Genomic DNA, 11,807 nt, shown 5'->3' with positions numbered 1-11,807 from the left:
GACGTGGCCCGCGCGGCGGGCATCAGCCGGCAGACCATCTACAACGAGTTCGGTTCGCGGCAGGGCCTGGCGCAGGGTTACGCCCTGCGCCTGGCCGATCGCCTGGTCGACGCGGTCGGAGGCGCGATCGACGCTAACGTTGGCAATATCTACCAAGCATTTCTGCAGGGCTTTCGCGCCTTCTTCGCGGAGTCGGCGGCCGACCCGCTGGTGATCTCGCTGCTGACCGGTGTCGCCAAGCCGGACCTGCTGCAGATCATCACCACCGACAGCGGGCCCATCATCACCCGGGCGTCGGAACGGCTGAGTGCGGCATTCACCCACAGCTGGGTGGCCACCAGCGACGAGGACGCCGGCGTGCTGGCGCGGGCCATCGTGCGACTGGCGATGAGCTACGTGTCGATGCCGCCCGAGGCCGACCACGACGTCGCGGCGGACCTGGCGCGGCTCATGACGCCGTTCGCGGAGCGTCACGGCGTCGTCAACGTGCCCTGACGCCTGCTGCTCTCGGCGTCGCCGACTACAGTGGCGCAAGAGCGCATACCTAAGCTAAGTAATCCTCTTGGACCCTGAGCCGCAGAAGGAATGAGATTTATGACGACGACCGAAAGTTCGCTGACCGCCGACGTTCGCAACGGCATCGATTTCAAGGTCGCCGACCTGTCGTTGGCGGAATACGGTCGCCGGGACATCGAGCTCTCCGAGCAGGAGATGCCGGGTCTGATGTCGCTGCGCCGCGAGTACGCCGAGGTGCAACCGCTCAAGGGGGCGCGCATCTCGGGCTCGCTGCACATGACGGTGCAAACCGCGGTCCTCATCGAGACCCTGGTCTCGCTGGGCGCGCAGGTGCGGTGGGCGTCGTGCAACATCTTCTCCACCCAGGACCACGCCGCCGCGGCGGTGGTCGTCGGCCCGCACGGCACCCCCGAGGAGCCGAAGGGCGTCCCGGTGTTCGCCTGGAAGGGCGAGACTTTGGAGGAGTATTGGTGGGCCGCCGAGCAGATGCTGACGTGGCCCGACGAGCCGGCGAACATGATCCTCGACGACGGCGGCGACGCGACCATGCTGGTTTTGCGCGGCGCGCAGTACGAGAAGGCCGGCGTGGTGCCTCCGGCGGAAGAGGATGACCCGACCGAGTGGAAGGTGTTCCTGGAGCTGCTGCGCAACCGGTTCGAGACCGACAAGGACAAGTGGACCAAGATCTCCGAGTCGGTCAAGGGCGTCACCGAGGAGACCACCACCGGCGTGCTGCGGCTCTACCAGTTCGCCGCGGCCGGCGACCTGGCCTTCCCGGCGATCAACGTCAACGACTCGGTGACCAAGTCCAAGTTCGACAACAAGTACGGCTGCCGCCACTCGCTGATCGACGGTATCAACCGCGGCACCGACGTGCTGATCGGCGGCAAGAAGGTGCTGGTCTGCGGCTACGGCGACGTCGGCAAGGGCTGCGCCGAGTCGGTCAAGGGCCAGGGGGCGCGCGTCGTCGTCACCGAGATCGACCCGATCAACGCCCTGCAGGCCCTGATGGAGGGCTACGACGTGGCGACGGTCGAGGACGCGATCGGCGATGCGGACATCGTCATCACCGCCACCGGTAACAAGGACATCATCACCCTCGAGCACATGAAGGCGATGAAGGACTATGCGGTCCTGGGCAACATCGGGCACTTCGACAACGAGATCCAGGTCGCGCAACTGGAGCGCTCCGGGGCGACCAAGACGAACATCCGGCCGCAGGTTGACGTCTGGACGTTCGGCGACAGCGGCAAGTCGATCATCCTGCTCTCCGAGGGCCGGCTGCTGAACCTCGGCAACGCCACCGGCCACCCGTCATTCGTGATGAGCAACAGCTTCTCCAACCAGGTGATCGCCCAGATCGAGCTGTGGACCAAGAACGACGAGTACGACAACGAGGTCTACCGGCTGCCCAAGCACCTCGACGAGAAGGTGGCCCGCATCCACGTCGAGGCGCTCGGCGGCAAGCTGACCAAGCTCACCAAGGAGCAGGCCGAGTACATCGGCGTCGACGTCGACGGTCCCTACAAGGCCGACCACTACCGCTACTGAGTCAGGTCGCTCTCCGAACGTGAAATTAGTTTCACGTTCGGCACCGAGTGTGAAAGTAACTTCACGCCCGGCGGGCCGATAGGCTCGGCGGCGTGCTGATCGCGATCGAAGGGGTTGACGGCGCGGGCAAGCGGACGCTGTCCGACGGGCTGCGCAGGGCCTTCGAGGCGGCCGGGAGGTCGGTGGCGATCGTGGCGTTCCCGCGCTACGGGAAGTCGGTGACCGCCGACGTCGCGGCCGAGGCCCTGCACGGCGAGCACGGCGATCTTGCGTCATCGGTGTACGCGATGGCGATGCTGTTCGCGCTCGACCGGGCGGGCGCCGTCGCGGACATCGAGGCGCTGCGCCGCGACCACGACGTGGTGATCCTGGATCGGTATGTCGCATCCAACGCGGCCTACAGCGCCGCGCGCCTGCACGAGGACGCGGGCGGGGCGGCGGCCGCCTGGGTGCTCGAGCTGGAGTACCGGCGGCTGGGGCTGCCCGCCCCCGACTGGCAGGTGCTGCTCGCGGTGCCGGCGGAGCTGGCCGGGCAGCGCGCCCGCAGCCGGGCGCAGTCCGACCCGGGCCGGGCGCGCGACAGCTACGAACGCGACCATGAACTGCAGCTGCGGACGGGCGCGGTCTACGCCGAGCTGGCCGCCGCGGGCTGGGGCGGACCCTGGCTGGTCGCCGACGCGGACGTCGATCCGGGTCGGCTGGCCGCCACCCTCATCGGCGCCAAGGAGGTCCCCGCAACCGCCCGGGAGGGCACGCCGGGGGCGCCGAGCACGCGATTTTGACCGGATTTGCATCCATATTTGCGGCTCGGCGCAAGAAACGCCCGTGTGGCGCGCCGGGTTTGTCCCGATCTGGTGACACCATGGACTGCATGAGGCAAAGGATTTTGGTCGTCGATGACGACGCTTCGCTGGCCGAGATGCTCACCATCGTGTTGCGTGGGGAGGGTTTCGACACCGCGGTCATCGGTGACGGCACCCAGGCCCTGACTGCGGTGCGCGAACTGCGCCCCGATCTGGTGTTGTTGGACCTGATGCTGCCGGGCATGAACGGCATCGACGTCTGTCGCGTGCTGCGCTCCGATTCGGGCGTGCCGATCGTGATGCTGACGGCCAAGACCGACACCGTGGACGTGGTCCTCGGCCTCGAGTCGGGCGCCGACGACTACATCATGAAGCCGTTCAAGCCCAAGGAGCTGGTGGCCCGGGTACGGGCGCGGCTGCGGCGCAATGACGACGAGCCGGCCGAGATGCTCTCCATCGCCGACGTCGAGATCGACGTGCCGGCGCACAAGGTGACCCGCAACGGCGAGCAGATCTCCCTGACGCCGCTGGAATTCGACCTGCTGGTCGCATTGGCGCGTAAACCCCGGCAGGTGTTTACTCGTGATGTGCTGCTCGAACAGGTGTGGGGCTACCGTCACCCAGCGGACACCCGCTTGGTGAACGTGCACGTCCAGCGTCTCCGGGCCAAGGTTGAGAAAGACCCTGAGAACCCGACCGTGGTGTTGACCGTTCGAGGAGTGGGTTACAAGGCCGGACCTCCGTGATCCCCAGCTTCGATGAAGAGCGTCGTGGGGGAGGGCGCCGGCGGTGACTTGGGGCTCCCGGCGACGCACTCGGAGCCGCTGGGGGCGCTCCGGCCCCATGACTCGCGGCATGGGTGCGGTGAGTCGAGCCGTTGCCGTTGCTTGGCGCCGGTCTTTGCAGCTGCGCGTCGTGGCGCTGACCCTCGGGCTGTCCCTGGCGGTCATCCTGGCGCTCGGCTTCGTGTTGACTTCTCAGGTCACCAACCGGGTGCTCGACGTCAAGGTCAAGGCCGGCATCGAACAGATCGAGCGCGCCCGCACGACCGTCGGCGGGATCGTTAGCGGCGAGGAGACGCGCTCGCTGGACAGCAGCCTGCAGCTGGCCCGCAACACGTTGACGTCCAAGACCGATCCCGCGTCGGGCGCCGGGCTGGCCGGCGCGTTCGACGCGGTGCTGATCGTGCCGGGCGACGGGCCGCGCGCGGCGACCACGGCCGGGCCCGTCGACCAGGTGCCCAATTCCCTGCGCGGCTTCGTCAAGGCCGGGCAGGCGTCGTACCAGTACGCCACCGTGCACACCGACGGCTTCTCCGGTCCGGCGCTGATCATGGGCACGCCGGCGTCGTCGCAGGTGGCCAACCTGGAGCTGTACCTGATCTTCCCGTTGAAGAACGAGCAGGCCACTATCACGCTGGTGCGCGGCACCATGATCACCGGCGGCGCCGTCCTGCTGGTGCTGCTCGCCGGGATCGCGCTGCTGGTCTCGCGCCAGGTGGTGGTGCCGGTGCGCTCGGCGTCGCGCATCGCCGAACGCTTCGCCGAGGGACACCTGTCCGAACGCATGCCGGTGCGCGGCGAGGACGACATGGCCCGGTTGGCGGTGTCGTTCAACGACATGGCCGAGAGCCTGTCCCGCCAGATCACCCAGCTCGAGGAGTTCGGCAACCTGCAGCGCCGGTTCACCTCCGACGTCAGCCACGAACTGCGCACCCCGCTGACCACCGTGCGGATGGCCGCCGACCTCATCTATGACCACAGCGCCGACCTCGACCCCACGCTGGCGCGGTCGACCGAGCTGATGGTCAACGAGCTGGACCGGTTCGAGTCGTTGCTCAACGACCTGCTGGAAATCTCCCGGCACGACGCCGGGGTGGCCGAGTTGTCCGTCGAGGCGGTGGATCTGCGCACCACCGTGCAGAGCGCGCTCAGCAACGTGGGCCACCTGGCCGAAGAGGCCGGCATCGAGCTGCTCGTCGACCTGCCCGAGCAGGAGGTGATCGCCGAGGTCGATACCCGTCGGGTGGAGCGGATCCTGCGCAACCTGATCGCCAACGCCATCGACCACGCCGAACACAAGCCCGTGCAGATCCGGATGGGCGCCGACGAGGACACCGTCGCCGTCACCGTCCGCGACTACGGGGTGGGGCTGCGGCCCGGCGAGGAGAAGCTGGTGTTCAGCCGGTTCTGGCGGGCCGACCCGTCGCGCGTGCGCCGGTCCGGCGGCACCGGGCTCGGCCTGGCAATCAGCGTGGAAGACGCGCGCCTGCACCAGGGCCGGCTGGAGGCGTGGGGCGAGCCCGGCGAGGGCTCGTGCTTCCGGCTGACGCTTCCGCTGGTTCGCGGCCACAAGGTCACCACCAGCCCGCTGCCCATGAAGCCCATTCCGCCCACCGTGACCACGAATCCGCCGGGCCCGCAAACCGCGAAAGACCGTTCGCGCCAACGTGAACACGCCGAGAGGAGCGGGTGATGCGCCGCCTGCTCGGGTTGTTGTTGCTCGCGGTGCTGTTGGGCGGCTGCGCGGGCGTGCCCAGCTCGTCGGCGCCCCAAGCCATCGGCACCGTCGAACGGCCCGCCCCGTCCAATCTGCCCAAGCCGACGCCGGGCATGGACCCCGACGTGTTGCTGCGCGAATTCCTCAAGGCCACAGCCGATCCCGCGAACCGGCATCTGGCGGCCCGGCAGTTCCTCACCCAGTCGGCATCCAACGCGTGGGACGACGCCGGCAGCGCGCTGCTGATCGACCACGTGGTGTTCGTCGAAACCCGTGCCGCCGAACGGGTTTCGGCGACCATGCGGGCGGACATCCTGGGATCGCTGTCGGACATGGGGGTGTTCGAAACCGCCGAGGGGGTGCTGCCCGATCCGGGCCCGATCGAGCTGGTCAAGACCTCGGGCGGGTGGCGGATCGACCGCCTGCCCAACGGAGTCTTCCTGGACTGGCAGCAGTTTCAATCCACCTACAAGCGCAACACCCTGTACTTCGCCGACCCGACCGGCAAGACCGTGGTGCCCGATCCGCGCTACGTCGCGGTCGCCGATCACGACCAGTTGGCCACCGAGTTGGTCTCCAAGATGATCGCCGGGCCGCGGCCGGAGATGGCCCACACGGTCCGCAACCTGCTCGCCCCGCCGCTGCGGCTGCGCGGACCGGTGACCCGGGCAGACGGCGGCAAGAACGGGATCGGGCTGGGCTACGGCGGCGCGCGGATCGACCTGGAGAAGCTGTCCACCACCGATCCGCACAGCCGGCAATTGCTTGCCGCACAGATCATTTGGACCCTGGCCAGGGCCGATATCCGGGGGCCCTACGTCATCAACGCCGACGGCGCGCCGCTGGACGACCGGTTCGCCGAGGGGTGGACGACCTCCGATGTCGCCGCCACCGACCCGGGCGTGGCCGACGGCGCGGGCGCCGGGCTGCACGCCCTGGTGAACGGCTCGCTGGTCGGCCTGGACGGACAGCGCATCAACAACGTGCCGGGGGCTTTCGGTCGGATGGGCGATCAGACGGGTGCCGCGCTGTCGCGCAGCGGGCGGCAGGTGGCGTCCGTCGTCACGCTGCACCGCGGCGCGCCGGACGAGGCGGCGTCGCTGTGGATCGGTGACCTCGGCGGCGAAGCGGTCCAGTCCGCCGACGGGCACAGCCTGTCGCGGCCGAGTTGGTCACTGGACGACGCGGTCTGGGTGGTAGTGGACGGCAACAACGTGCTGCGCGCGATCCAGGAGCCGGCGTCGGGCCAACCCGCCCGCATCCCGGTCGATTCCGTTGCCGTGTCCACCCGGTTTCCGGGGCCGATCACCGACCTGCAGCTGTCCCGCGACAGCACGCGCGCCGCGATGGTGATCGGCGGTCAGGTGATCCTGGCCAGCGTCGAGCAGACCCAGGCCGGCCAGTACGCGCTGACCTATCCACGCCGGCTCGGCTTCGGGCTGGGCAACTCGGTGGTGTCGCTGTCCTGGCGGACCGGCGACGACATCGTGGTGACCCGCACCGACGCCAGCCATCCGGTGTCCTACGTCAACCTCGACGGCGTGAACTCCGACGCGCCGGCCCGGGGCCTGCAGATGCCGGTGATCACGGTCGCGGCCAATCCGTCCACGGTCTACGTCGGGGCTCCCCAAGGGGTGCTGCAGTATTCGGCGTCGGCGGCCGAAAGCCAGCAGGGCTGGTCGGAGGTGCCCGGGTTGACGGTGTTCGGCGCGGCGCCGGTGCTGCCCGGTTAGTGGCGATCGCAAGCGCGGCGGAGCCGGGCGCGGCGGGTCGCCACCATGGGGTTAGTGGCGATCGCAAGCGCGGCGGAGCCGGGCGCGGCGGGTCGCCACCATGGGGTTAGCACCCCCGGCCTTGTCGGTCCCGGCCGCGACACTGGCGGCATGCTCGACCTCGTCCTGCCGCTCCAGTGCGGCGGCTGCGGGGCGCCGTCGACCCGCTGGTGTGACGCCTGCGCCCGGGAGCTGTCGGTGGCCCCCGACCAACCGCACGTGGTGAACCCGCGCATCGACCCGCGGGTGCCGGTGTTCGCGCTCGGCCGCTACGCCGGCGCGCGCCGGCAGGCGATCCTGGCGCTCAAGGAGCAGGGCCGCGCCGACCTCGTCGGGCCGTTGGCGGTTGCCCTGGCCACCGGCGTGCACCGGCTGCTGTCGTGGGGAATCGTCGAGACCCCGCTGACCGTCGTGCCGGCGCCGACGCGTCGTTGGGCGGCGCGCCGGCGCGGCGGCGACCCGGTCACCCGGCTGGCGCGCACCGCGGTGGCCGGGCACCCGGCCATCAGCGTCGCCCCGGCGCTGCGGATGCGGGGCCTGGTCCGTGACTCCGTCGGACTGGGCACGGCTGCCCGGGAGCGCAACGTCGCGGGCCGGGTGCTGCTGCGCGGAACGCGGCTGCGCACCGAGGTCTTGGTGGTCGACGACATCGTCACCACCGGGTCGACGGCCCGCGAGTCGGTGCGGGTACTGGAGGCCGCCGGCGTTCGGGTGAGCGCGGTGCTGGCGGTCGCCGCCGCGTGACGCTGTGCGGTCGCCATGAGTATGTGAAGAACTCGCAACAGCTCCGCGAAATCAGTGGCATGGCGAGGCGAACAAGAGCTAACGTCGAGAACAACGTTAACCAACTCACTGGTCTGCCTCACTGGTCGCGACATTCCCAAAGTTGAGACCCCACTCGCGGGAAGGGGTGAGTATTCGACACCTTGCATCGGCGAGCACTCTGCGGCGGTGACTTCTTCTAAGTACCGCTCTCCCACCTCGTCGGCGCGTCGTCAGCAAGCCGGGCACGCAGGGCGCGTGCGACGTGAAAGAGAAACGAGTTGTCACGTATGTCAAGGCTATCCGTGGATTCCGGTCAGATTCTCGACCAACCCCCGACGCAAACCGACGGCCAACCTCAACCGACGACCACGGCCGAAGTCGTCTTCAAGGGCCGCAACGTAGAAATTCCCGACCATTACCGCCTGTACGTCTCCCAAAAACTTGCCCGCCTCGAGCGGTTCGATCGCTCCATCTATCTCTTCGATGTCGAGCTCAAACACGCGCCCAATCGGCGCCAGCGCAAATCGTGTCAACGCGTGGAGATCACCGCTCGCGGCCGCGGGCCGGTAAGCCGGGCGGAGGCCTGCGCCGACAGCTTCTACGCGGCGTTCGAGTCCGCGGTCGACAAGCTGGAGAACCGGCTGCGCCGCGTCAAGGACCGCCGCAAGGTCCACTACGGCGACAAGACGCCGGTGTCGCTGGCCGCCGCCACCGCGGTTCCGCCGCCGCGGCAGGAACGCATGCCGGAGCCGCCCGTCGACCATGACGGCGCCGGCGCCGGCCACGAGCCCGGGCGGATCGTGCGGACCAAGGAGCACCCGGCGACGCCGATGACGGTCGACGACGCCCTCTACGAGATGGAGCTCGTCGGGCACGATTTCTTCCTGTTCCACGACAAGCAGACCGAACGGCCGTGCGTGGTCTACCGCCGGCACGCCTACGACTACGGGCTGATCAGGCTGTCCTAGGTACGGCGGCCTTTGCGGGGTCGTCACCTACCATGGGAGTCGCTTAAGAGAAGAGACTCCTACTAACAGGGGCACATCCCAAAAGGGGACAAGACTGTGCTGTCGAAGTTGCTGCGCCTTGGCGAAGGTCGCATGCTCAAGCGTCTCAAGCGGGTGTCTGACTACGTCAACACCTTGTCCGACGAGGTCGAAAAGCTGACCGATGCGGAGCTGCGGGCCAAGACCGATGAGTTCAAGAAGCGGCACGCCGACGGTGAAAGCCTCGACGACCTGCTGCCCGAGGCGTTCGCGGTGGCCCGCGAGGCGGCCTGGCGGGTGCTCGACCAGCGCCCGTTCGACGTGCAGGTGATGGGCGCCGCGGCGCTGCACTTCGGCAACGTCGCCGAGATGAAGACCGGTGAGGGCAAGACCCTGACCTCGGTGTTGCCGGCCTACCTCAACGGCATCGGCGGCAAGGGCGTGCACGTCGTCACGGTGAACGACTACCTGGCCAAACGCGACAGCGAGTGGATGGGTCGCGTGCACCGCTTCCTCGGCCTGGAGGTCGGCGTGATCCTCGCCCAGATGACGCCGGACGAGCGCCGGGTCGCCTACAACGCCGACATCACCTACGGCACCAACAACGAGTTCGGCTTCGACTACCTGCGCGACAACATGGCGCACTCGCTCGACGACCTGGTGCAGCGCGGACACAACTTCGCCATCGTCGACGAGGTCGACTCCATCCTGATCGACGAGGCCCGCACCCCGCTGATCATCTCCGGGCCCGCCGACGGCGCCTCCAACTGGTACCTCGAGTTCGCCCGGTTGGCGCCGCTGATGGAAAAGGACGTCCACTACGAGGTGGACCTGCGCAAGCGCACCGTCGGCGTGCACGAGCTGGGCGTCGAGTTCGTCGAGGATCAGCTCGGCATCGACAACCTGTACGAGGCCGCCAACTCGCCGCTGGTCAGCTACCTCAACAACGCGCTGAAGGCCAAGGAGCTGTTCAACCGCGACAAGGACTACATCGTCCGCGACGGCGAGGTCCTCATCGTCGACGAGTTCACCGGCCGCGTGCTCTACGGCCGCCGTTACAACGAGGGCATGCACCAGGCCATCGAGGCCAAGGAGCACGTCGAGATCAAGGCCGAGAACCAGACGCTGGCCACCATCACGCTGCAGAACTACTTCCGGCTCTACGACAAGCTCGCCGGCATGACCGGTACCGCCCAGACCGAGGCGGCCGAGCTGCACGAGATCTACAAGCTGGGCGTGGTGCCCATCCCGACCAACAAGCCGATGATCCGCACCGATCAGTCCGACCTCATCTACAAGACCGAGGAAGCCAAGTACATCGCGGTGGTCGACGACGTCGTCGAGCGTTACGAAAAGGGTCAGCCCGTGCTGATCGGTACCACCAGCGTCGAGCGTTCGGAATACCTGTCGCGGCAGTTCCAGAAGCGACGCGTCCCGCACAACGTGCTCAACGCCAAATACCACGAGCAGGAGGCCGGCATCGTCGCCGTGGCGGGCCGCCGCGGCGGGGTCACGGTGGCCACCAACATGGCCGGCCGCGGTACCGACGTCGTGCTCGGCGGCAACGTCGACTTCCTCACCGACCAGCGGCTGCGCGAGCGCGGCCTGGATCCGGTGGAGACGCCCGAGGAGTACGAGGCGGCCTGGCACGAGGAGCTGCCCCTGGTCAAGGAGGAGGCCGGCAAGGAGGCCGCCGAGGTGGTAGAGGCCGGTGGCCTGTACGTGCTGGGCACCGAGCGCCACGAGTCGCGACGCATCGACAACCAGCTGCGCGGCCGCTCCGGCCGGCAGGGCGACCCGGGCGAGTCGCGGTTCTACCTGTCGCTGGGCGACGAGCTCATGCGCCGGTTCAACGGCGCCGCGCTGGAGGCGATGCTGAACCGGCTGAACCTGCCCGACGACGTGCCGATCGAAGCCAAGATGGTCACGCGGGCGATCAAGAGCGCGCAGACCCAGGTCGAGCAGCAGAACTTCGAGGTCAGAAAGAACGTCCTCAAGTACGACGAGGTGATGAACCAGCAGCGCAAGGTGATCTACGCCGAGCGTCGCCGCATCCTGGAAGGCGAGAACGTCAAGGATCAGGCGCTGAGCATGGTCCGCGACGTGGTCACCGCGTACGTCAACGGTGCGACTGCCGACGGCTACGCCGAGGATTGGGACCTGGAGGCGTTGTGGACGGCGCTCAAGACGCTGTACCCGGTCGGGATCGACCACGAGACGTTGACGCGGCTGGACGGTGACTCCGAGCGCGACGACCTCACCCGCGAGGAGTTGCTCGACGAGCTGCTCAAGGATGCCGAACGCGCTTATGCCGCAAGGGAAGCCGAGCTCGAGGAGCTCGCGGGCGAGGGCGCGATGCGGCAGCTGGAACGCAACGTGCTGCTCAACGTCATCGACCGCAAGTGGCGCGAACACCTCTACGAGATGGACTACCTCAAGGAGGGCATCGGGCTGCGTGCGATGGCGCAGCGCGATCCGCTGGTGGAGTACCAGCGCGAGGGCTACGACATGTTCATGGCCATGCTCGACGGCATGAAAGAGGAGTCGGTCGGGTTCCTGTTCAACGTCACCGTCGAGGCGGTGCCGGCCCCGCAGGTCGCGCCGGTGGAGACGCCGGAGGGCCTGTCGGAGTTCGCGACCGCCGCCGCGGGGGGCGAGCAGCAGGGCGGCACGTCGACAGCCGTGCGGGAAGAGGCCCCAACCCAGTTGCGCGCCAAGGGAATCGACAACGAGGCGCCGGCCATGACCTACTCCGGTCCGTCGGAGGACGGCTCGGCGCAGGTGCAGCGCAACGGCGGAGACGGGAAGGCCCCGGCCGGGGTTCCCGGCGGGGCCAGCCGGCGCGAGCGGCGGGAAGCGGCACGCCGGCAGGGCCGCGGCGCCAAGCCGCCCAAATCGGTGAAGCGGCGCTAGCC

The 11,807-nt window shown here is 68.5% G+C and carries 9 protein-coding genes; all 9 read left to right on the top strand.

The window, feature by feature from the left end; translation table 11 throughout:
- Nucleotides 1-495: TetR family transcriptional regulator (locus tag A5678_RS17705; protein WP_068044655.1), on the top strand; the 495-nt coding region annotated here is incomplete at its 5' end.
- Between the two features lie 99 nt (nucleotides 496-594).
- Nucleotides 595-2,067, top strand: coding sequence for an adenosylhomocysteinase (gene ahcY, locus A5678_RS17700; RefSeq protein ID WP_068044610.1), 1,473 nt, complete (start codon nucleotides 595-597; stop codon nucleotides 2,065-2,067).
- A 92-nt stretch (nucleotides 2,068-2,159) separates the two neighbouring features.
- Nucleotides 2,160-2,849 (top strand): dTMP kinase, encoded by a 690-nt coding sequence (locus A5678_RS17695; RefSeq protein WP_068044608.1) that lies wholly within the window; start codon nucleotides 2,160-2,162, stop codon nucleotides 2,847-2,849.
- Between the two features lie 80 nt (nucleotides 2,850-2,929).
- Nucleotides 2,930-3,616 (top strand): two-component system response regulator MtrA, encoded by a 687-nt coding sequence (mtrA, locus tag A5678_RS17690; protein ID WP_068044606.1) that lies wholly within the window; start codon nucleotides 2,930-2,932, stop codon nucleotides 3,614-3,616.
- A gap of 43 nt (nucleotides 3,617-3,659) precedes the next feature.
- Nucleotides 3,660-5,345 (top strand): MtrAB system histidine kinase MtrB, encoded by a 1,686-nt coding sequence (mtrB, locus tag A5678_RS17685; RefSeq protein ID WP_082945600.1) that lies wholly within the window; start codon nucleotides 3,660-3,662, stop codon nucleotides 5,343-5,345.
- On the top strand, nucleotides 5,345-7,102 hold the full coding sequence (gene lpqB, locus A5678_RS17680; RefSeq protein WP_197502177.1) for an MtrAB system accessory lipoprotein LpqB: 1,758 nt from the start codon (nucleotides 5,345-5,347) through the stop codon (nucleotides 7,100-7,102). The genes mtrB and lpqB overlap by 1 nt, the downstream gene beginning before the upstream one ends.
- A gap of 150 nt (nucleotides 7,103-7,252) precedes the next feature.
- On the top strand, nucleotides 7,253-7,885 hold the full coding sequence (locus A5678_RS17675; RefSeq protein ID WP_068044599.1) for a ComF family protein: 633 nt from the start codon (nucleotides 7,253-7,255) through the stop codon (nucleotides 7,883-7,885).
- Between the two features lie 323 nt (nucleotides 7,886-8,208).
- Nucleotides 8,209-8,874 carry a ribosome-associated translation inhibitor RaiA gene (raiA, locus tag A5678_RS17670; RefSeq protein WP_068044598.1) on the top strand — a complete coding sequence of 222 codons (666 nt, stop codon included), beginning with the start codon at nucleotides 8,209-8,211 and terminating at the stop codon, nucleotides 8,872-8,874.
- 96 nt (nucleotides 8,875-8,970) lie between these two features.
- Nucleotides 8,971-11,805: a preprotein translocase subunit SecA gene (gene secA / locus A5678_RS17665; RefSeq protein ID WP_068044596.1), complete on the top strand. Its 2,835-nt coding sequence runs from the start codon at nucleotides 8,971-8,973 to the stop codon at nucleotides 11,803-11,805.
- Nucleotides 11,806-11,807 lie beyond the last annotated feature (2 nt).

The sequence above is a fragment of the Mycobacterium sp. E2733 genome, from assembly GCF_001667585.1.
Taxonomy (GTDB): Bacteria; Actinomycetota; Actinomycetes; order Mycobacteriales; family Mycobacteriaceae; genus Mycobacterium.
This window is presented reverse-complemented; position numbering and strand designations above follow the sequence as displayed.

What these genes read in the sequence shown, in the direction of transcription:
- ahcY (WP_068044610.1), top strand. Translation starts at nt 595, where the DNA reads ATGACGACGACCGAAAGTTCGCTGACCGCCGACGTTCGCAACGGCATC.
- mtrA (WP_068044606.1), top strand. Translation starts at nt 2,930, where the DNA reads ATGGACTGCATGAGGCAAAGGATTTTGGTCGTCGATGACGACGCTTCG.
- A5678_RS17675 (WP_068044599.1), top strand. Translation starts at nt 7,253, where the DNA reads ATGCTCGACCTCGTCCTGCCGCTCCAGTGCGGCGGCTGCGGGGCGCCG.
- lpqB (WP_197502177.1), top strand. Translation starts at nt 5,345, where the DNA reads ATGCGCCGCCTGCTCGGGTTGTTGTTGCTCGCGGTGCTGTTGGGCGGC.